The sequence below is a fragment of the Enterobacter sp. BNK-18 genome (assembly GCF_047456135.1).
Lineage (GTDB): Bacteria > Pseudomonadota > Gammaproteobacteria > Enterobacterales > Enterobacteriaceae > Enterobacter > Enterobacter ludwigii.
In genome coordinates, this window is the sequence record NZ_CP179899.1 from 296044 (window position 1) to 317813 (window position 21770).

At 48.8% G+C, this 21770-nt stretch carries 21 protein-coding genes; 15 read left to right on the plus strand and 6 right to left on the minus strand.

Annotation, left to right across the window (positions count from 1 at the left end; genetic code table 11):
- The first annotated feature begins 17 nt into the window (after positions 1-17).
- On the plus strand, positions 18-3170 hold the full coding sequence (gene oqxB / locus ACMGG3_RS01405; RefSeq protein WP_020885098.1) for a multidrug efflux RND transporter permease subunit OqxB: 3153 nt from the start codon (positions 18-20) through the stop codon (positions 3168-3170).
- A gap of 69 nt (positions 3171-3239) precedes the next feature.
- Here oqxB and ACMGG3_RS01410 read toward each other — a convergent pair whose 3' ends face one another.
- Both ACMGG3_RS01410 and ACMGG3_RS01415 read right to left on the minus strand, forming a co-directional pair.
- Positions 3240-3716 carry an RrF2 family transcriptional regulator gene (locus ACMGG3_RS01410; protein WP_020885097.1) on the minus strand — a complete coding sequence of 159 codons (477 nt, stop codon included), beginning with the start codon at positions 3714-3716 and terminating at the stop codon, positions 3240-3242.
- A gap of 330 nt (positions 3717-4046) precedes the next feature.
- Positions 4047-5426 carry a PLP-dependent aminotransferase family protein gene (locus ACMGG3_RS01415; protein WP_414149515.1) on the minus strand — a complete coding sequence of 460 codons (1380 nt, stop codon included), beginning with the start codon at positions 5424-5426 and terminating at the stop codon, positions 4047-4049.
- 102 nt (positions 5427-5528) lie between these two features.
- Between ACMGG3_RS01415 and ACMGG3_RS01420 the strand changes: the two genes are divergently transcribed.
- The 4 genes from ACMGG3_RS01420 (at position 5529) to ACMGG3_RS01435 (ending at position 8089) form a co-directional block, all read left to right on the plus strand.
- Entirely contained in the window at positions 5529-6284 is a 756-nt protein-coding gene (locus ACMGG3_RS01420) for an AzlC family ABC transporter permease (protein WP_032677597.1), read from the plus strand.
- Positions 6277-6576: an AzlD family protein gene (locus tag ACMGG3_RS01425; RefSeq protein WP_044859032.1), complete on the plus strand. Its 300-nt coding sequence runs from the start codon at positions 6277-6279 to the stop codon at positions 6574-6576. The genes ACMGG3_RS01420 and ACMGG3_RS01425 overlap by 8 nt, the downstream gene beginning before the upstream one ends.
- Before the next feature lie 117 nt (positions 6577-6693).
- Complete coding sequence (locus tag ACMGG3_RS01430) at positions 6694-7176, plus strand: glutathione peroxidase (RefSeq protein ID WP_414149516.1); 483 nt, start codon at positions 6694-6696, stop codon at positions 7174-7176.
- A 169-nt stretch (positions 7177-7345) separates the two neighbouring features.
- On the plus strand, positions 7346-8089 hold the full coding sequence (locus ACMGG3_RS01435) for an SDR family oxidoreductase (RefSeq protein ID WP_040019001.1): 744 nt from the start codon (positions 7346-7348) through the stop codon (positions 8087-8089).
- 167 nt (positions 8090-8256) lie between these two features.
- Here ACMGG3_RS01435 and ACMGG3_RS01440 read toward each other — a convergent pair whose 3' ends face one another.
- The gene (locus tag ACMGG3_RS01440; RefSeq protein WP_032677600.1) at positions 8257-8568 is read right to left on the minus strand and encodes a hypothetical protein; all 312 of its coding nucleotides are present in this window, start codon (positions 8566-8568) and stop codon (positions 8257-8259) included.
- A 321-nt stretch (positions 8569-8889) separates the two neighbouring features.
- On the opposite strand from ACMGG3_RS01440, the gene ACMGG3_RS01445 reads away from it, so the two are divergent.
- Together ACMGG3_RS01445 and leuE are read left to right on the plus strand one after the other, a co-directional pair.
- The gene (locus tag ACMGG3_RS01445) at positions 8890-9375 is read left to right on the plus strand and encodes a GNAT family N-acetyltransferase (protein ID WP_047955183.1); all 486 of its coding nucleotides are present in this window, start codon (positions 8890-8892) and stop codon (positions 9373-9375) included.
- A 206-nt stretch (positions 9376-9581) separates the two neighbouring features.
- Positions 9582-10226 (plus strand): leucine efflux protein LeuE, encoded by a 645-nt coding sequence (gene leuE, locus ACMGG3_RS01450; RefSeq protein WP_014168997.1) that lies wholly within the window; start codon positions 9582-9584, stop codon positions 10224-10226.
- Between the two features lie 205 nt (positions 10227-10431).
- On the opposite strand, the gene ACMGG3_RS01455 is transcribed toward leuE, so the two are convergent.
- Both ACMGG3_RS01455 and ACMGG3_RS01460 read right to left on the minus strand, forming a co-directional pair.
- Positions 10432-11169: a metallophosphoesterase gene (locus ACMGG3_RS01455; RefSeq protein WP_025204744.1), complete on the minus strand. Its 738-nt coding sequence runs from the start codon at positions 11167-11169 to the stop codon at positions 10432-10434.
- Between the two features lie 812 nt (positions 11170-11981).
- A complete protein-coding gene (locus ACMGG3_RS01460) occupies positions 11982-12989 on the minus strand; it encodes a mechanosensitive ion channel family protein (RefSeq protein WP_047357059.1) in 1008 nt (335 codons plus the stop codon).
- 710 nt (positions 12990-13699) lie between these two features.
- Here ACMGG3_RS01460 and ACMGG3_RS01465 point away from each other — a divergent pair.
- Positions 13700-14731, plus strand: a complete 1032-nt coding sequence (locus ACMGG3_RS01465; RefSeq protein ID WP_014169001.1) for a methyltransferase — start codon at positions 13700-13702, stop codon at positions 14729-14731.
- A 418-nt stretch (positions 14732-15149) separates the two neighbouring features.
- Positions 15150-15587 carry a hypothetical protein gene (locus ACMGG3_RS01470; RefSeq protein ID WP_232937271.1) on the plus strand — a complete coding sequence of 146 codons (438 nt, stop codon included), beginning with the start codon at positions 15150-15152 and terminating at the stop codon, positions 15585-15587.
- Between the two features lie 327 nt (positions 15588-15914).
- On the opposite strand, the gene ACMGG3_RS01475 is transcribed toward ACMGG3_RS01470, so the two are convergent.
- Positions 15915-17123: an MFS transporter gene (locus tag ACMGG3_RS01475; protein ID WP_014169004.1), complete on the minus strand. Its 1209-nt coding sequence runs from the start codon at positions 17121-17123 to the stop codon at positions 15915-15917.
- 103 nt (positions 17124-17226) lie between these two features.
- Between ACMGG3_RS01475 and ACMGG3_RS01480 the strand changes: the two genes are divergently transcribed.
- From ACMGG3_RS01480 to ACMGG3_RS01505, 6 genes are all read left to right on the plus strand, one after another.
- The gene (locus ACMGG3_RS01480) at positions 17227-18147 is read left to right on the plus strand and encodes a LysR family transcriptional regulator (protein ID WP_414149517.1); all 921 of its coding nucleotides are present in this window, start codon (positions 17227-17229) and stop codon (positions 18145-18147) included.
- A 230-nt stretch (positions 18148-18377) separates the two neighbouring features.
- A complete protein-coding gene (locus tag ACMGG3_RS01485) occupies positions 18378-18917 on the plus strand; it encodes a hypothetical protein (RefSeq protein ID WP_041162463.1) in 540 nt (179 codons plus the stop codon).
- 10 nt (positions 18918-18927) lie between these two features.
- The gene (locus tag ACMGG3_RS01490) at positions 18928-19197 is read left to right on the plus strand and encodes a hypothetical protein (RefSeq protein ID WP_414149518.1); all 270 of its coding nucleotides are present in this window, start codon (positions 18928-18930) and stop codon (positions 19195-19197) included.
- 381 nt (positions 19198-19578) lie between these two features.
- Positions 19579-20319: an SDR family oxidoreductase gene (locus ACMGG3_RS01495; RefSeq protein WP_193163768.1), complete on the plus strand. Its 741-nt coding sequence runs from the start codon at positions 19579-19581 to the stop codon at positions 20317-20319.
- Between the two features lie 305 nt (positions 20320-20624).
- Positions 20625-21119, plus strand: a complete 495-nt coding sequence (locus ACMGG3_RS01500; protein WP_063925476.1) for a GNAT family N-acetyltransferase — start codon at positions 20625-20627, stop codon at positions 21117-21119.
- A gap of 150 nt (positions 21120-21269) precedes the next feature.
- Entirely contained in the window at positions 21270-21761 is a 492-nt protein-coding gene (locus tag ACMGG3_RS01505) for a DinB family protein (RefSeq protein WP_014169007.1), read from the plus strand.
- The last annotated feature ends 9 nt before the right edge of the window (positions 21762-21770 follow it).

The window sequence follows — 21770 nt, forward strand, 5'->3', positions numbered from 1 at the left end:
ACCCGAGAATCCGACATATGGACTTTTCCCGCTTTTTTATCGACAGGCCGATTTTCGCCGCAGTACTGTCGATTCTGATTTTCATCACAGGATTAATCGCTATCCCGCTGTTGCCGGTGAGCGAATATCCTGACGTCGTACCGCCAAGCGTGCAGGTGCGCGCGGAGTATCCGGGTGCCAACCCGAAAGTGATTGCAGAAACCGTGGCGACGCCGCTGGAAGAAGCCATCAACGGCGTTGAAAACATGATGTACATGAAATCCGTTGCAGGCTCTGACGGCGTACTGGTAACCACCGTGACGTTCCGCCCGGGTACCGACCCGGATCAGGCGCAGGTTCAGGTGCAAAACCGCGTGTCACAGGCCGAGGCGCGTCTGCCAGAAGATGTACGACGTCTGGGTATTACCACCCAGAAACAATCACCGACGCTGACGCTGGTGGTGCATCTGTTTTCGCCGGGCGGCAAGTACGATTCACTGTATATGCGTAACTACGCCACGCTTAAAGTGAAGGACGAACTGGCGCGTCTGCCGGGCGTGGGTCAGATTCAGATTTTTGGCTCTGGCGAATACGCGATGCGCATCTGGCTGGATCCCGACAAGGTGGCAGCCCGCGGGTTGACGGCCTCGGATGTCGTGACGGCGATGCAGGAGCAAAACGTTCAGGTTTCCGCCGGGCAGCTTGGCGCCGAGCCGCTGCCGAAAGAGAGCGATTTCCTGATCTCCATTAACGCCCAGGGGCGTCTGCACACGGAAGAAGAGTTTGGCAATATTATTCTGAAAACGGCGCAAGACGGCTCGCTGGTACGCCTGCGCGACGTGGCGCGTATTGAAATGGGCTCTGGCAGCTATGCGCTGCGTTCCCAGCTCAACAACAAAGACGCGGTCGGGATTGGTATCTTCCAGTCCCCGGGCGCGAACGCCATCGATTTGTCTAACGCCGTGCGCGCGAAAATGAACGAACTGGCCACGCGTTTCCCGGAAGATATGAAATGGGCAGCACCGTACGACCCGACGGTTTTCGTTCGTGATTCCATTCGCGCGGTCGTGCAGACCCTGCTGGAAGCGGTGGTGCTGGTAGTACTGGTGGTGATCCTGTTCCTGCAGACCTGGCGCGCGTCAATTATTCCGCTGATCGCGGTGCCGGTATCGGTTGTGGGGACGTTCAGCATTCTCTACCTGCTTGGCTTCTCACTGAATACCCTGAGTTTGTTCGGGCTGGTGCTGGCTATCGGTATCGTCGTGGATGACGCCATCGTGGTGGTGGAAAACGTCGAGCGAAATATCGAAGAGGGGCTTTCTCCGCTTCAGGCGGCGCATCAGGCGATGCGTGAAGTTTCGGGGCCGATTATCGCGATAGCGCTGGTGCTGTGCGCGGTGTTTGTACCGATGGCGTTCCTCTCCGGGGTAACCGGCCAGTTCTACAAACAGTTTGCGGTGACTATCGCGATTTCGACGGTGATTTCCGCCATCAACTCGCTGACGCTCTCGCCGGCACTGGCAGCGCTGCTGTTAAAACCGCACGGCGCCCCGAAAGACTTCCCGACCCGGCTTATCGATCGTCTGTTCGGCTGGCTGTTCCGTCCGTTTAACCGCTTTTTCCACCGTAGCTCTAATGGTTATCAGGGACTGGTGGGGAAAACGCTCGGACGCCGTGGCGCGGTGTTTGTTGTTTATGTGCTGCTGCTGTGCGCGGCTGGCGTCATGTTTAAAGCGGTCCCCGGCGGGTTTATACCTACCCAGGATAAGCTGTATTTAATTGGCGGCGTGAAAATGCCGGAAGGTTCTTCACTGGCCCGCACCGATGCGGTGATCCGCAAAATGAGCGAAATCGGGATGAATACCGAAGGCGTGGATTATGCGGTCGCTTTTCCTGGGCTTAACGCGCTGCAGTTCACCAACACGCCGAATACCGGGACGGTCTTCTTTGGTCTGAAACCGTTCGATCAGCGTAAACACACGGCGGCGGAAATTAACGCTGAGATCAATGCCAAAATCGCTCAAATTCAGCAGGGCTTTGGTTTCTCCATTTTGCCACCGCCGATTTTAGGGCTGGGGCAGGGGTCGGGCTATTCGCTGTACATCCAGGATCGCGGCGGTCTGGGCTATGGTGCGCTGCAAAACGCGGTGAACACCATGTCTGGTGCGATTATGCAGACGCCGGGGATGCATTTCCCGATCTCAACCTACCAGGCTAACGTTCCGCAGCTGGATGTGCAGGTTGATCGAGATAAGGCGAAAGCGCAGGGCGTGTCGCTGACCGATCTGTTCGGTACGCTGCAAACCTATCTGGGATCGTCTTATGTGAACGATTTTAACCAGTTCGGGCGTACCTGGCGCGTGATGGCGCAGGCCGACGGGCCGTTCCGCGACAGCGTGGAAGACATTGCGAATTTGCGCACCCGTAATAATCAGGGCGAAATGGTGCCGATCGGCAGTATGGTGAACATCAGCACTACCTACGGGCCGGATCCGGTGATCCGTTATAACGGTTATCCGGCGGCGGATCTGATTGGCGATGCCGATCCGCGCATTCTCTCTTCGGCACAGGCGATGACGCAACTGGACGGAATGTCTAAGCAGATCCTGCCGAACGGGATGAATATTGAATGGACGGATCTGAGCTTCCAGCAGGCCACTCAGGGCAACACGGCGCTGATCGTCTTCCCGGTCGCGGTACTGTTGGCTTTCCTGGTGCTGGCCGCACTGTATGAAAGCTGGACCCTGCCGCTGGCGGTGATCCTGATCGTTCCGATGACGATGCTGTCCGCGCTGTTTGGCGTCTGGCTGACCGGGGGCGATAACAACGTCTTCGTGCAGGTGGGGCTGGTGGTACTCATGGGGCTGGCATGTAAAAACGCCATTCTTATCGTTGAGTTTGCGCGCGAGCTGGAGCTTCAGGGGAAAGGAATTATGGAAGCGGCGCTGGAAGCGTGCCGCCTGCGTTTACGCCCGATTGTGATGACCTCCATCGCCTTTATTGCCGGGACGATTCCGCTGATCCTCGGCCATGGCGCAGGCGCAGAAGTGCGCGGTGTCACCGGGATCACGGTGTTCTCCGGGATGCTGGGCGTGACGCTGTTTGGTCTGTTCCTGACGCCGGTGTTTTACGTGACGCTGCGTAAATTCGTTACGCGCGGCAAACCGGTCAACGACGTTTTACCTGCCTAGGTTTTTACAGGGCACAAAAAAACCGCCTTCTCGTTAAGGCGGTTTTTTTTCGTATCAGGAAGGGCATGGCTACGCTTTTTTATGCAGGCCTTCAATTTCAGGCACCGGATCGCACCCGCTGGTATCGGCTTTTTTGACCTTTTCCAGCGCGCTGGCCACGGTATGTTGAGCCAGAACCTCTAACGAAGCCTGCTCCGCTTCATCGGCGATAGATTTGAAGTACCAGCACGCATTGGCGCTGACGACGCAGCGAGCCGGTACGTCAGGACGCGACGCCCACAGCTTTTTATCTTCTATGACAGAAACATAGATATCACGCAGGGTGATCTTATCCGCCGGACGACCAAGATGAATAGAACCGTTACGGCCAAGGGTTGAGACGATAATGCCGTCACGCGTAAGCGGAACCATTAACTTGCGGATAAAGCTCGGATTTGCTTCCAGTCCGTAGGCCAGAATCGCACTCGTCGAACGTTCACCCGATTGCTCCGCCATCGCTACGCTGAGAACCATCTGCAAAGCTGTCGGGAAGCGGTAATCTAACATTTCATTGTCCTGGGTTGCGGTGAATCTTGTTCTTTTTGGCACCGCAGAGGTGAATAATCAATAAGTAACAATATAACAAATACGGCAATTTTTTTGAAGCAGACAACGCCTGACCTGGTCCGTAAAAAAGCGTTTACGCTTCGCGTCGAATGGCAGCATAAGACCCATCCATACGCTTTACCGATTGTATAAGCATCGTCTATTTCATCATGGCGACTGATAAAAATATTATGAAAAAATGCTGATCGAATCGCCGCTGATTTTTTGAGCACATAAAGGGAATGACATTATCCTCGCCAGAAGAAACAGGAGTCAGACCTATCCTGTCATTCATACATTAAAAAGCGGGAACGGGTCTGGTTTCTGTTTGAGTTGCCCGGCAATCTCGTTGAGTTTCAAGAGTGCTTGCTTTAACTGGCTGAACTCCGTTCCGCCAATACACAACCTGACGCCGTACTGATCCGACTGTTGACCCACTTCAGTTGAGGCCGGTGCTGTCACTTTGATGCCTGTCGCCAGCGCTGCATTGTAGAAAGAGTGCGCGTCATCGCGTGAAAACGGTAACCAGAGATGAAAGCTGGGCAGCCCCGAGCGATAAACGTGCTCTCCTAAAATGTCGATAGCGAGTTGGTAACGACGCCGGGTTTCGTGTTCAATTGCGAGGGTGACGGTTTCTGCTGTGCCATCAATCAGCCATTGCTCCATGATGGAACTGCTTAGCGGAGAGACCATCATCGCCGTTGCCCTCAGCATGGATTCTGCTCGTGAATACAGCGTCTCCGGTACCAGCAGCCCGCCAATCCGCAATGCTGGATTAAGGATCTTAGATAGGCTATTCACATATAAGGTGATATCGGGGGCGATTTTGGCAATCTGTGGCAATTCTGTCGTGCTCATCAGCCGATAAACATCATCCTCAATAATCTTTATGCCCCTTTCCCGACAAACCCGAACCAGTTCCTGACGGCGGGCCAGGCTCATAATGCGTGTGGACGGACTTTGTAAGAGCGGCGTGACATAGACAGCACCGCCTTTTTCCGCATTTTCATCGAGGATCTTTTCCAGAACAGAGACATTCATGCCTTCGTCATCCATCGGGATCCCCACTAATGTGAGCTTCAGTAAATGCGACAGCTGAATCAGCCCTGAATAGGTTTGAGCCTCAACGTACAGTCGGCCAAAAGGTTCACAGACCGTAGACAACGCTACAGAGAGCGCATGCTGAGCACCGTTCGTTAAGATGAGATGCTGGTAATCTGCCGGGACACCCAGACGACTGAACCACTGCGCAAGAAGCCGCCGGTGTTCATCATGGCCCGTTGCCGGGGCGTAAGTGTTAAACATATCCATGTCAGGACGCCGGGCGAGGGTGGTGAGTGTCTTACTCAGTGACCGGGAGGTCAGTGCTGCTGGCGGGGTGTTTTGCGACAGGTCGATAAAGGTTCGGCTTCTGGAATTGGCCAGCGCGACAAACATTCCGCTGCCCTTAACGCTTCGAACCAGACCCCGTCTCTCCAGGATCCCATAGGCTTTCGTTACAGTACCCACCGCGATACCGAGCGTATCTGCCAGTTCACGATGCGCCGGAAGGCGCGCACCGAGCCTCAGCAGGCCTGAAAGAATATCGTCTGACAACGCCTGGACCAGCCGATCGGTAGGGGATGAATTGCCTTCTGCAAGACGGGGTTGCCACGGAGAACGTTCGCGCATGAGATTACCATAAGTGTAATGTGACACTATTTATATTTACTGATAGTGTCACATATTTTATTCTGGCGCCAGTATTTGAAATAGACGAAATGAGCGAAACGCATGAGTGAACAACGTGTGGATGTCAGTTCTGCCAGACCATTACTGGATAAGAGTGAAACGAAGAAAAAAGAAATCCTTCGTGGCCTGAAAGATGGGTTACCCGTATTACTGGGCGTGATCCCGTTTGCGCTGGTGTTGGGTGCGCAGGCAAGCCATAAGGGGCTCACGCCTCTCGACGTTCCCTTGATGACAGGATTAAATTTTGCCGGCGGGTCTGAATTTGCCGCCATACAAATCTGGACGTCGCCGCCACCTTTTTTACTTATTATGGCCGTAACATTACTGGTAAACAGTCGTCATATTTTAATGGGGGCGACGCTGGTTCCCTTACTTTCTCGTTTTCCAAAACGAAAAGTCTTACCTGCGCTTTTTTTTATGACGGATGAGAGTTGGGCACTCAGTTATAATGACGCGCATTCCAGAAATAACAAAACGGCGCCGCTGTTCAGCATGCCATATTATATGGCGGTCTCTTTATCTTTCTATACGATGTGGGTTTTCTGTACCGCACTCGGCGCGTTAATTGGCCCAGTGCTGGGCGATGTTCACCAGTATGGTTTTGATATGGCCTTTCCGGCGGTCTTTCTTGTGCTGGTCAGAGGCATGTGGAATGGCATTCGTAAAGCTGTGCCCTGGATAATCAGTCTGGTCGTCTCCGTGGCGGTATGTCATTTTATTGCCGGCCTGTGGTACGTCATTGCTGGCCCTTTAGCAGGATTAGCCGTTGCCGCATTTTTAGGGGGAGAGGATGCCTGATTATCAGACCTTCATCGCCATCGTATTAATGGCACTCACCACGTATGCAACGCGTGTGACCGCTTATCTTATATTACGAAACCGGGTGCTTACGCCCAGGGCGATGACGGTACTTAAATCCTCTCCCGGTTGTGTCATGCTGGCTTTCATTGCGCCTTTTTTTGCCTCCGGAAATCCTGCAGATCTGATCGCGTTAGGGTTAACGTTGATTGTTGCAATGCGCTTTTCAATGCCGGTGACGGTGATCTCCGGCGTGATGTTTGCCTTTATACTTCGCTATTATTTAGGGTAAGTTTCCAGACCTGGCGCGCAACCAAAAACAGAACCGACTTCCCACATTCCATTCTCCGCCGCTTTGCGCGACGTGGTAATGTTGGCGTCGAACAGGTTCTGCGTTGAGGATCCCGCTATGACCACGTTTTATCAACTGACAGCCACCCGTCTGGATGGAGAGCCTGTCGCTATGCTCGACTTCGCTGGCAAGGTGGTGTTGGTCGTGAATACCGCCAGCCAATGTGGCTTCACGCCACAATACGGCGGCCTTGAGGCGCTTTATAAGAAATACGCCGCTCAGGGGCTGGTGGTGCTTGGCTTCCCCTGCAACCAGTTCGGTAAACAGGAGCCCGGTGATGCCGACGACATCGCCAGGACCTGTCACATTCATTACGGTGTGAGCTTCCCGATATTTGAGAAAATCGAGGTCAACGGAGCCGCAGCGCATCCGGTGTTTCGCTATCTGAAAAACGAATTGCCCGGCGTGCTGGGGGGACGAATCAAGTGGAACTTCACCAAGTTCCTGATCGGACGCGACGGTAAACCGCTCAAGCGTTTTGCGCCGATCACCACCCCCGAGAAAATGGAAGCCGCAATCCTTGCTGCGCTTGAACGCTAAGCATTGTGGTCATGATGGCCTGAACTCAGGGGGTATTCATTGCAGGGGCGTTTATCGCGCATCGCAGACGCCATGTCCGCATCTAAAATAGCACTCACGGAAAGATGTCACTCCCTCTCCTCATGCTATATCTCCATAAACATACCCATTAATGAAAGGACGTATGGAGATGCTGAGAGGCAAAAGAGCGGTTATTACGGGTGGGGGCAGGGGATTTGGTCAGGCGCTGTGCGTATGGCTGGCGCGGGAAGGCGTTGAGGTAGATTTTTGCGCGCGGCGGGCTGATGATATTCAACAAACCTGCAGTCTTATCACTGCTGAAGGCGGTATGGCAAAAGGGTATATCTGTGATTTAACCCGGCCTGAATCCGTTTCTGCGTTTTCTTCACAGCTATTAACTTCAGACAAGCCCATAGATATTTTAATTCTCAATGCTGCCCAATGGTTGTCAGGAACGTTAGACGACCAGCCTGATACCGACATTATTAATACCGTCAGTTCCGGCCTGACAGCGTCGATTCTTCTGACGCAGGCTCTGTTGCCTGGGTTAAGACGTTCAGACAGTGCTGATATCGTCTCAATTATCTCTTCCTGCGGGATCCCGAATTTCACGGATTCAATTGCGCACCCCGCTTTTTTCGCCAGCAAACATGGGCTCAGCGGATTTACAACAAAACTCGCACAGCAATTGTCCGAAGAAAATATACGGGTTACCGGACTGTACCCTCCTGATTTCGAACTTACAGGGTTAGATTCGAGTGTCGATAGCCAATGCAGAATGGGAGAGCGACTCTTGAACGGGCGATCGGTCTGGGAAGCGATTCGTTTTGTGTTAGTTCAACCGCGTAGTTGCCATATAAGTAGCCTCTACTTTCAAGGTCCAACCCGCGAAGACCTGAGTGATAGGGTCTAAATCGGGTGATGTTAAACAAAACAGTCTACGCACAGAGCAGCATGTTGATACCAGATGAAACAGGCTGCTCTGTGCCTTAAGTGGATGCGTTGAGTCAATATGGGGGTTATGGCAAATCAGGGGTTATGACAATTCAAGGATCCCGACAGGATATCCGGAAGTTGACATTAAAGGGGTGAAATTGTCTCAACAACATGCTGGAAAACGTAAGGGTCAGAAAGTAGCTTAAATTCTTCATCATCCGGGTAAGTGACTGCCACATGATAGTTTTCTCCAGCAAATGCCTTCACTGACTGCAGATCCTGCCAGTAAGTTGCCAGAAAGAAATGCTCCCAACTTCCCTGCGTTTCTCTGCGAACGAACGCGCCTTTGTTCCCCGATATGCTCCTGGAATGCTCTACCCCTGTTTTTTCAAGGTGTTTTGCAAAACCTTCCGCATGTTCAAGCGGAACACATCCATGCCAGGTCCTTACAATCATTAGTGTTCTCTCTTTAGGAATGGTGAGGGTATAACCATATCATCAGAAAGCACCTCATGGTGTGATTAACGAAGAGCGTTATCTCACACATCGATTTATCGGACATTCTTCACCTTGCTTCAGACTGAATCTCATGACCACGATAAATTTAGGTCACTTCCGTTTTTCGCTCACAGTTGCATCCAGCCGCTGTGTACCGCTAGCGGCAAACATTAGTGCTCTGAGGAGGGAAGCGCTGCAGCGCTCTTTGTTGAGATAGCTCCCTCACTTCGGTTTTCCTTACGCTATGATAAATCATTATATTTTGCTCAAGGGCCATACATGAACATCTCCATCTGCAGACCAGACGAATATGATGATTTGGCTGATATTTTTATCGAAATGGAAACCTACTATAACCAGACGCTTTGCCTGTCCAGGCGTGATATGTCCGTGTATCTGAGGGATAAGATCTTTGCAGCCGACTCCGGTACCGAAGTTCACAAAGTGGTTTGTGATGGAGTTATCGCTGCGTTCTCATGTGTATCAGTAATGTACCCCTCTCCGCGATTTAGTGGGCAAATGTTTATCAAAGAGCTTTTTGTCTCTGCACCTTTCAGAAGGGCTGGAATTGGGAGAGGGCTGATGAGTTTTATAGCCAGTCGTGCTATAGAACGCGGGTGCTTTCAGCTCGACTGGTTATCTGTGACAGCAGACCCACTGGCGCAGACGTTTTATGAGTCTCTCGGTGCTCAGATTATCAGGAGCGTTAACTATCATCGGATTTCAGGCCCATCAATAGATAAGCTTGCCCGTCGTGCCAACTGAAGCATTCAGGCAAAGATACTCCCCGTTGAAAACCATATCATTATGGAAGGTCCGCTTCTCATTCATAGCGGACCTTCTGCTCCGTTAGTTTGGCCGCTTTATGCCAGCAGCGGACGTAGGCTGAATTGAAAGTAGCCATGATGTGTTTTCATTATGACCGGTTACGTTAGAATAGCCTCGTTGAAAACGATAGAGCTGGAGTAAAAATGTTTGCTGATTTTGGTATCGTGAATTTCTGGACGTATCTACTTGGTGCGACACTGATAGTCCTTGCCCCCGGCCCTGAGACCATGTTCGTGATTAAAACAAGCATTACGAGCGGCATCAAACGAGGCTTTGCTGCAATATTTTCCATTCTCATGAGTGACGTACTTCTGGTTCTGCTGGCATGGTGTGGGCTGGCCGCGGTTATAAGCTCAACTCCTGCCTTGTTTAACGCCATCAAATACGCAGGTGCTGCCTATCTTTTCTATCTCGGTGTCCAGACGATACGCGCTATCTTTAAGCCAGCTCTCGAAACGAGTCAGGAAAATAAATCTTCAGCTGATGCTAAGGAGATCATCGGGCGCGGAATGCTGGTTACTCTACTGAATCCAAAGACGCTGCTGTTCTATATCTCTTTCTTCGCCCAGTTCATCAATGTTCAGGCTGAACACTCCTGGATGGCGTTTATCATTCTTGCTGCAGTAATGTTCGCAATTACTCTCGTTTATTTCGGTTTCCTCGTTTTCTGCGGCTCTTATCTGCTCAGCCGTCTGAAAGGCAACCGTAGGTTATCAACCATTGGAAACGCGCTGGTAGGTATGTTCTTCATTGGATTTGCAGCGCGACTCGCAAGCGCAACTTCCTGACAAGACAGCTAAACCGCCTCACGGCGGTTTTTTTTACGTTCTTACGCTGGATGGGACGGCCGCTCTTCGCTCACAGCGGACTTTATGCTCGGTGAGTTCGCCCGCTCTGTGCCAAAAGCAGGCATTTCTCCTTCGCAACCATTATGTATTAATCACTGGGGGTCAGGTCGTTTTCTATGAGGTCTATGCATTTTCTGAATGCCAGTTAAACGCAAACGTGATGACTGGTAAGAGAGTTACTGACGTAGCGGTGAATCATCAACGCTGGCGGGTCATTTGCAGGAGGAGCGTTTACTGTTCCAAACCAGACAGGATTAGCCGGGCAGACGGAGCCACAAATGTAGGCAGGTATGTCCGCAAATGTACCAGCTATTGGTCTATGGACATGGCCTGTAGAAATGGCGAGTAGTCTGGTCGGGGAGCGTCTTATCAAATCTTCCATCTCAGTTAGACCTCTGCACATAGTTTCGTCTAGCGTTGGTATGCCAGATGCAAATACATGATGGTGCAAAAACAGCAATGAAGGAGGGCTGTCTGCGTCGCTAAATTGATTATCCAACCATTCCAGATGGTCAGTCACACTGCCGTAATCCTTATAATTAACCGTCGAATCCAGACCAATCAGGCGAATGCCACCGGTATTATGAATTAAGTGCAGGGCTTCTCCTTGGGCATCGTGCGCCCATCTATTTTCATCCCAAACAGAACGCATCAGACTGCGGTCGTCTGAGTTACCCGGCAGGATATACGAAGGGTAATTTTGCTGATTCAGGCGGTCAGCTATCTGTACATAACCTTCCTGCCAATACCCATCCGTTAGATCACCTGTAAGTACCAGTACGTCCGGTTGCAGATGCGTAAGCCAATTTAATATCTGGTCGAACCGAAACAGATGATCATTCTCGGGTGAGGCGTGAATGTCTGAAACCTGCGCTATCAGCATAAAGGCCTCATACGATTATTGTGTGGGGAACAAGATCGTGATACATGGCCATAAATCCGGTTTCAAATTTCATTTTTTCACCACTATGGCAACAATGGACAGATTAATTAGGATCGGTAATTCAAAAGTTACGCTGAATCAAACTGGCTCCGAAGGCGGTCGGGAATTCACAGTAAATCGCTAAGTTTAATTTCTAATGCTCAGAGCCAATGTTAGCAGGGATGCGTAAGGTCCGCTTTTCGCTCAAAGCGGACTTTCCGTTCCCACCTGCCTTTTGCCTTGAACTCCTTCCTGCCGTATTTCCCTCAGCCTTCCATACGATTAGACAGCCCGGATCCGACATTGGTATTTTTCGGATCTTAGAAGCAGAAGAGAGGTTAAGGTCTTTTGCCTGACGATCACTGATGTGAAAGCCAGGAGAACCATCTTCTGCATTTCAGCCAACGCAACCCGGCTGTGATCTTGAGATCTGACTTGGCCTTCCAGATCTCGGGAAAGGAGAAGAAAGATTGTTGCAATGGACGCTTAAAATAAGCGAATTGTTGCTCTCATCTGATAAGTCATCCTGACGGCGAATCTACCCACATCATTTTCACCCTGAACATCCGTGCGATCCATCTGCCCCTCGATCTGGATTTCAGTGGGTGGAGCGCGACGGAGATCGTCAGAGTCGGAAAGCATCATCCTGTGCCCCGTCCGGCTGACCCGGAGTTCGTTCGCGCAGCGTGAAAACGCTGATCCTGACTTTATGGAGTCGTGCAGCGAGGTGGCCAGCGACGAAAGACGATTTAACCTGTGAATACGATCCGGTGTTATTGTGGGAGATAAACGGTTGAACTCGGGAACGCAAAGTCAGCATTCCTGCTATGGACGATACTGATGATTTTCATAAACACTTTTTGCTGCACCGCCAGCCACTCGCTCCATACCGTTGTATACGTGAAGCAGTACACCATAATATTCAGCGAAGAATCGCCAAAATTATTAAAGTTGACCAGCAGTGTCTGACTTTGATCGATATCCGGGTCTTGAGCCAGAAACGTGTGAATATCATTCACGATATCGGCAATTTTCTCAGCATCCTCATAACGTAAACCAACCGTGGTCTCGATGCGCCGGTTCAGCATTCGCCCCGGATTCTCGACCGTGATATCAGCAAAAACGGAGTTGGGTATATACATTGGCCGGTTTTCAAACGTCATTACTTTGGTTAAGCGCCACCCAATTTCAGCCACGACACCCTCAATATTCCGGTCCGGTGAACGGATCCAGTCACCAATGTTAAATGGTCGGTCAAAATAGAGCATGATGCCGGCAAAAAAATTACTCAGTATGTCCTTACCTGCCATCCCGACGGCAATCCCACCGATACCACCAAAGGCGAGCAGGCCGGAGAAACTCATTCCGAAATGCTGACCAAAAATCAGCATGGCTATCAGAGTAACGGTTATCTTCAGCACCCGGGTGATAACCCGCGAGTCTGTCACATCATGTCCTTTATTAATCTGGCGGATTTCAAAATAATCAATAACCAGAAACAGTTTTCTCAGGAACAAAAGAGCGATCAGCGTGATACCGAATAAATTCACCGCCGTTCGTGAGAGGTATCTGATGTGCAAATCAGCAATTCCGTCATACAAATAATCTGTGCCAAGAAGTATAATTCCTGACCATAAAGCAAAACCCAGCAGGTGCTCAGTAAAACGGTACCGAATATTCCGGAAGTTCACTCCCCGGCAGGTGATAACCCCCAGGACAGGAATAGCGAAGATCATGAAAATTATCCCCACTGAATTATGAATAAACAGTTCACCGGACATCGTCGACTCCTTTCGTATTCGCAACCGTTAAATTTTACGCTTTTCAGTTCAGGGAACACAACCGGATAAATTTTCTTTCTTGCGTTTTATATCTGTCTCCCTGAAAAAGGGATTTATAGCGCGTCCAGATCGGGGAACGCAGAAGAACGGTCCCGACAAACAGGCTCTGACTGATATTCTGCGGCCGTCCTGATGCCGCTGTTCCCTGAAACCAGGCGGCAGCGGACATCAGTACGGAGAATAAAGCGGAGCCATTCGGGACCGGGATGCTGTTCACCTCATCACGAACGATACAGCGCGTGCCGGAAACAAGATTTCGTCAGGCATGATACTGGCGACCTGTAATTCGCGGCTTTTTTGGCGCGGAATACCGGGTACATACTGCGCTGGTCAGCGAGAGACATTAAGGATGCTGAAGATTGGCTTTCGCCGTAAACAACCGTTAATTTCGCATTCAGATATATATAACAATATTCACAGGCCACACCCGGAAATGAATTGAAAAACGCATGATCTTTAACGGTATTAGTTACCAGCATTAAAAAACGGTGACTTAATGTCCGGTTTTATTTACAGGAGTCTGTCTTATGTAACTTAAATGTTACTCCTGTTTTCTGGGAGGGGGCGTTACATATGAAGTAATAAAGGTTTAACTGTACCCGGTAGCTGTAAATAAGAAATTCACATTTTTTAATCCTTCAGGAGCTAATATGACTGACAAACATATATTTTCAGCGCAGGATTGTGATCATGGTATATATTTGCTTGAGAAAAGCATGAGTTTTATGTGGGCTGCTGCACTCCGGTCTGTCACGTTACTGGGCGTGGCCGAACATCTTACCAGTGGGCCTAAATCATGCGATGAACTGGCCGATATGCTGAAACTTGACGCCCAGGCACTTCTGCGGGTAATGCGGATCCTTGCCTCCGGCGCTGTGTTTAAGGAATTCCCGGAAGGTTATTTTTCCCTTACCCCTGCGGCCCACTTTCTCTGTAAGGACCACAGCCATTCATTGCGGTCAGCGATACTGATGCTCACGGATAAAACATTCTGGGAGCCTGCAGGTCATCTTGACAGGGCGCTTAAGGGGGAAGATGTCTTTAGCAGTCTTTTCGGGATGCCGTTCTATGACTACTGGACTAAGGAAAAGCACTCCCGTGGTGAGTATGATTTTCATGCTGGTATGTCATCGATGTCGACAGTGGAAAACGAAATTATTGCTGACGCCTATGATTTCCCGCACGGAGCAACGGTCGCGGACATTGCTGGAGGATATGGAAATCTGCTTTTACGGGTGTTACGTAAGGACAGCTCATTGCGTGGTATTTTGTTCGATCAGTCAGATATTCTGAGTAAAAACGTGCTTCATCAGCTCAAGGACGATACCCGTTGGGACACGGTCTCAGGTAGTTTTTTTGAAAAATGCCCTACTGCAGATATCTATATGCTGAAGTATATCCTCATGGACTGGTCAGATGAAAAGGCCTGCCAGATCCTGTCGAGTTGTCGTCGGGCCATGCGAGCTGATTCGAAATTATTAATTATAGAACCCGTTATAAAGGATAAAGATAATGAGGATGGCCGGTATGAAATTGACATGCTTCTTCTGGCAAGCTTTGACGGCGGGCAGGCCCGTACAGAACAGGCGCTGGGGAAAATGTTGGATGGCGCAGACCTGAAAATCAGTAACATTATTCATACACACAGTTATTTATCCATAGTGGAGGCAGTAATCAGGTAAACCTGTATCTTGATTCAGGTTTTCTCGTTTCTTAACGTCGACCTCTACGGAAGAAATTGTTTTTTTTAGCACAGCCCCATTTCATATGGTTTTTATCTATAAATTCAGAAAGTTAACGAGAAATGGGGCAACTAAGGTTGATACAAGACATTAAATCTCCTTTTCGTCATCGGTCAGAAGATGACCGCCATTTTGACAATACAATCTCTTCATAGGTAGTGCGGTATCTTCATCGGACTGGAAACGGTTACGCCAACAAACGGCCAGAACAGCAGGGTGGAAATGCCAGATCTGCGGTGGAAAGGGACCACGATGGCCTGTGGAGTGCAATGAAATCTGGCATTACGACGATGACAGGCAGTGTCAGCCCCTCACCGGGCTCATCGCGTTATGCCCTTCATGCCATGAAGTCAAACACATGGGGTTCAGCGAGCTCTGGGGTAAAAAGAACGAAGTGGTGGCTCATCTGGCTCTTCTCAACGGCTGGTCTCTTCAGGGCGCATTTGACAATATGGATGAGGCCTTTGACGTGTGGCGGGAACGCTCTCGTCATGCCTGGCAACTGGATATCTCGTGGCTCGAAACGCAGGGGATTACACTCGAGGATGAGACAGCAGCAGAGGGCGACAACATCCCTGCTGAGAATCAGCTTTCGCTGGAGCTTGAGGTTCCGCCTGTCGCGACGGAGAGCACTGCAGTGCCCGCCGTCGGTGAACAAGAGAGCATCTCCGGCGATGAGAGGCCAATCCAGAAGGACAAACCTGTATCCCGCTCATCGTCCGTAGGGTCAACGTTCTGGTCAGTCTGCCAGCGGGTGTTCTACCAGGTGAAAAAGGTGATACGGGAGCAGTGGTGATTAAACCTGTGGCGACGCATTCCCGGTGAGAGAGCCGAATGAAAATGCATCACTTTTTTCAGGACGTAATTTCGATCTGACTGGCGATGAGCGCATCCACTTTACTCTGTACCGGCGTCAGCAGATCGACATCGGTCTTCCGGTACATGCAGGGAGACGATAACGCTATAGCGCGCTTCAGAGCGTGTCGAGTCTTCCACCAGCGCTGACTGTAGGGTTAGCGGTTTGGTTGTTGGCAAGGGAAGGGCAATGTTGTCGCATGAGATATGCCATTGATGTTCACGGGTGGGAATGTGCGTCCGCTCTGTGCCAATAGCGGACGTTATGCTAATCATTGATGAGATGATTTGGTTGGAGCGTACGCTTAGCCAGCTTCTTTTGCAGAATGATAACGATGATGGGGAACCCTGATGCGGAAATTGCACATACCCCCAGCAACGTGTTCATATTTTGTTGTGCTATGGAGTTCCCAGGTAATAGAAAAGCAGACAGAAAAAATGCGACAGTTGTGATCAGGTACATTATTGATGACTGCAATGAAGAAAATCCCGCTCGTTGCCTGTCATCAGGAAACTGAATACTCACCGCCGAGGAGGAAACCAGACGACTGTAAGATGCACCGAGAAATAAAATAATAAATAGCGTCGGATTCGAATAGCCCATAACAGGTATTAGCAAAGCGAGTAAAAAAACGAAAGTTGACCCTGTAGCCAGACTCACAGGAGAAAAATGCGGAGTTAGCGCACCTGTCATTTTTGTTGACAGGTATCCTGCTATGCCCCCGGCGAAAAACAGCCATGGCAGCAGGTATTGAGAGCCCCCCAGCTGTTGGGTCATTAATGGTACCAAAACTGGAATGACCAGCATCGGGCTAAACTGTACCAGCGCATTACTGGAAGCGAACAGTAAAGTATTAACGTCGAGAGGCAGTGCGTGAGGTGTATCGAAAGAGACTGTATCCTGAGGGATGATGGAAACAATCAGTGGCAGTGCCAACAAACACAGCGTACTGGTTAGCCACAAAGCGACATGCCAGCCGTAATGAGCACACAAAAATAGTATCGTGGGCATTCCGACAATACTTACCATCGAAAATGATGCAATTACCGTCGCCAACAATTTCCCTCGCAAGTTAGTTGGTGCGAGATTTATCAATATACTGATACTCACCCCCATAGTTGTGCCTCCAACCAATCCGGCACAGAATCGTAATGTAAGCAGAAGGCTAAAGCTGGAGGTAAATGTCGTCAAAAGTGTCAGCAGGCCGAGTAGTGCCATATTGGCGATTAAGAAACGTTTCTTATTGAAACGACCAATCCAGTAAAAGGCGATAATTCCCGACAGGACCGCCCCGGAGGTGTACATGCCCGATACGTAGCCAGAGAATGACACGGGAACGGCGAAGTCTGCTGCCATAAAAGCAAAAACAGGGTTGAACATCATATATTCCAGCGCATTTGTGAACTGGATAAAAGCCATGACAACCGCTATCCGGATGAGGGCTTTATGATTAAACGTTGTTGTGACCGATGACATAACAAGCGACCTGTGGGTAAAAGATATCCGAGTTTAACTGCTTTCAATCTTGTCCAGTAGATGGTAAAAATGGCACGTATTGTTATCATTTATGGGATAGTCTATGCGACCAGCTCTTGATTTTAATACCCTGAAAGTTTTCATTGCGGTGGTTGAAAGAGAAAGTTTTGTTGGGGCATCTAAAGTCCTTGAAATGCCGACATCAAACGTTAGTCGTTGTATTTCTCAGCTAGAAGACAGACTGAATCTTCAGCTCATTGAGCGCAGCACCCGACATATGAAACTCACACAAGCGGGGCACCTGCTCTATTCCCGGGCGAAGCCATTAATGGATGCACTTGAGCAGACTGAAACAGAATTAACGTTGCGGCAGATGCAACTCAAGGGGCCACTACGTATCTGTATTCCCAATGAAATAGGTCCTGCACTGCTGGGGTCTGTGATTGCCGATTTCGCCTGCCAGCACCCGGATCTGGAAATTAGCTGTGCCACAAATTTGTCTGGTCTTGAATCCCTGAGAGACGATCTGGATTTAGCCATCATTGTGAGCCGTGGCCAGATGGATGACGGTGATTACATAGCCCGTCATCTGGTGACGATCCCTTGCACCATCGTTGCAGCCCCCTCCGTCATTCAGCGTCATGGCATACCATCTCGTATACAGCAATTTGAAGAATTACCCTGTATTACCACGGTAAATGCACTTAAAGGTGCTCCTTGGCAGTTTGTGAATAAAAAGGGGGGATTTGAGACGATAAAGGTTAAAGGCCAGTACCGGGTAAACAGCGGAGAGATGGCAGGACGCGCGGCGGTAGCGGGTGTTGGTTTCGCTATTCTTTCGAAACAGGCCTGCCAACCCTACATCGATGATGGACGGCTGATCGAGACTAAGTTTGAACAACCGCCAGCCCCACTTCAATTGTACGCACTTTATTCAGACAAGCGTTATTTGCCCGCTAAAACACGAGCGCTTATTGAATACATACAGCAGAATTTGAGCAATACACCCATAGCAGCCTGCTGATGCTGCAATAGGCTGCTTAGTACCAGAAGCGGACGTTAACTCGCGCGCATGTCTGCTATGTGCCACAAAAAATCATTGAAAATAATGAAATATCTTTATGAAGGAGATGATTTAACCGCCAATAGACCAACTGTATGTTTTCAATATTAAATGTGGTTTGTGAGTAAACTACTCACAATTTAAAATTTGTACTATCATAAAAACATGTTACTAACGGTGAGTAATTGATTATGGACCTTTCAGCAAAGCCAGAGCAGCTTAAGATATCTGATTTTCAAAACATCGAAGTAAAAAAATCCGAAAGCCAGCTATTAACGTCACAAACAATTGAAACCATGAGTACTTTCCCTGTTTGGGACGTTAATAAAAGTAGTAACATTTTTATTTTTAGCATTTCATGTGGTGATTCTGTTGATAGATTTATAAAGGATGTATTTCCTAGGGTGCAAAGGAAAGAGCCCTTCATTCTGGCAAACATTCTAAGACATGACCATGATCTCAATGTTTGGACGCGAATATTTAAACTTAAGCATAATTACAGAATGGTATTGATAAATAAAATATTCCAAGATTCATTTAAGAGGGGAGCTGGGTTTTCCATGAAAAGCATTCATAAAGTAATTGATGAATATTTGTCGTCCGTGCCACTTGTACAGGTATATTCTGGATACGACACGAAGACGGCTGCCTTGTCAGGTATACTGACCAGTGTTGCATTAAAGGAAATTTATAGTGTAACCACCACCCCTGTTGTGACAGTACTTAAGTGAGGAATTTCAAATGGAAATTTCACGTAGAGAATTTGTCCTATCAGCATTTACTTTATCTTTGATTTCGATTTACCCCAAACTTTCGTATGCATGCGATATTTCTTCTGTTTTTGATAAAATGAACCCCGCAACTAAAATAGCGCTTGGATTAGTTACTGTGGCGGCTATTTATTTAGTCCCTCAGATAGTTCCTGTGGCTATTATTGCTGGTGCTATTGCATACACCATATCACAATTTCCGGGATCTGAAGATTTAGGGAATATTCTTTGTAGTCATTAGAGCAGATGATCTCGTCGAGCCCACAACAATAATATGTAGCGGATGGAACTAATTTTGACTCAGCAATGGCTATTCATCATGAAATTCATAAGGTCTGTTTTATTGTAAGATCAGTAAATTTCCTTTTTTTTAAGAACCTGAATTTGTAATTAGCCATCTGTATGAAATCAATTTGGCTTTTTTGGAATCCTGGATTCAGAAGGTCCGTCTGTGGCAATGTCCGCTTTTCGCTCACAGCGGACCTTGCGATGTCTTGGTTTGCCACTTCGTTCCAAATGCAGACGTTGAAACAATAATGTCACCGTTGCGTGATGAAACAGATGACGACTGATGGTTATCTTTGTAAGGTAAGTGATGACTCGAAAGACAAAGAATCTAATCATGGGCAGATTTCAAGGAAAACGCATACTTATAACTGGTGGTACTAGCGGCATGGGATTTGCAGGCGCAAAGCGCATCGTTAGTGAGGGCGGTCATGTTGCCATTACCGGGCTCAATGATGAAAGGCTGAATCGCGCCCGTAGCATGCTGCCGGGATCATCTCTTATTCTGAAAAACGATGCTGCCAGCGAAGCAGATATAAGCGATCTTCAGGCAGCGATAAGCGGCTGGGGTTCACTCGACGGATTATGGCTTAATGCTGGATTTGCAGAAGTAGGTTCACCGGAATCTGTGACAGCTGATGTTTTTAACCGCATGATGAATGCTAACGTACGTGGCCCGATGCTACAGCTTGCAGCTCTTTCGGGATCACTCAATTCAGGTGCGTCTGTTCTTGTCACTTCATCTTCTTCTGTATATGAAGGTGCGGCAATGACCAGCCTGTATGCAGCAACTAAAGGGGCAGTTGTCGCAATGGTTAAAAGCTGGGCCTCTGCGCTGGCTGGGCGCGGTATTCGGGCCAATACGCTGGTTCCGGGTCCGATTGAAACGAACTTTAGACATTTCATGCCGGAGGAATCGCGTCAGCAGTTTGAGAATTTTGTTGTCAGCCAGGTCCCTCTCGGCCGGGCAGGAACAGCGGAAGAAGCATCTGCTGTCGCACTCTTTCTGCTTTCAGATGACGCATCCTATGTAACCGGCAGCCAGTACGCCGTAGATGGCGGACTTGTGCGTTACTAGCTATTGCAAGAACGGCACATCATTTCCTGAAACAGGTCCTCATAGCCCCACTGTAGAGGTGGGGAAAATAACGGTTACCTTCTTTTATAAATAAACAATCCGTTACTTCAGAGTCGTCCGCTTTTCGCTCGTAGCGGATCTTACGGCTCTCATGTCGGTCCGCTTTGTGTCATAAGGGGACTTAGCGCCAGTAAATTATTCTCCTGACCTAAACACGTATTCACAAATGAATATGATTGACGATAGGGAACCTTATCGTTATTAATATTTAATACTTTCAGTACCATAAACTTGAGATGTCCAATATGATTTCTTTCCGACCGATGACAAAAGATGAGTATCCTGCTTACCTCGAATATTTTGTTAATGATTATGCATGTGAAATCGAAGCAAACTATGGGGAATCCCTTCAAGATTCTCTTGCCAGAGCAAAGCAGGAGATTTCGGAAATGCTTCCCGAGGGAGTGAACACACACGGGCAAGTATTAATGTGTATTATTTTTCAGTTGGACAAAGCGCAAAGTCATGTAGGTTATCTATGGTACAAACCAGACTCAACTAAGCGCACTGCTTTTATCTACGATTTTCATATTTTCAACTCCAACCAAGGGTTGGGACTTGGCAAACAATCTCTACGTGCTTTTGACGAGTATTTGCAGGACAAAGGTTTTAAAGAGATCAGATTGCGCGTGGCAGGTGATAATGCTCGTGCCCGACATGTTTATGAAACCAGCGGTTTCGGGGTTACGGGTGTCAATATGAGTAAATCGATTACGGGCAGAGATACTGGTACTCGATAAAACCCAGCACCATCATCGAGACCAGATCTGATTTTCGCCCATAGCAGACCTCGCCGTGCTTCAGGTGGTCCGTTCCGTGCCTGAAGCGAAAGATAGTAGATAGCCCAACATGTTATTGATATGATCATAAATAGTTACTAGAGGTGACGCATGGGTACTGAAACGATAATTACGCTTTTAAGATACAAGCGCTGGATAGATATTGAAACGCTGCAAGCGATTAAAAAAATTGATGCGTCTGTTAATGCAGAAAAGCGCCATCTGACGCTCAGATTGATGAACCACATACATGTGGTTGATATGATTTTCAGAGCTAACATTATCGGCCAGAAACATTCCTACACTGCACTGAATACGCCAGAGACTCCCTCTGCCGATGAACTTCTGGTAACGATGACTGAATGTACAGACTGGTATATCCAACATGTCGATTCTATGTCACCCATTCAACTTACTGAAACAATAAAATTCCAGTTCGTCGATGGCGGGTATGGCGAAATGAAGGCGGTCGATATGCTCAATCATGTGTTGTTTCACGGGACATATCATCGCGGCGCTGTAGGTTGGCTACTTTCAGAAAGTGGTGTAACCCCGCCTAAGGACGTAGTGACCGTTTTTCTAAGAGATCATAACCCCGACTAAACGAGTGAG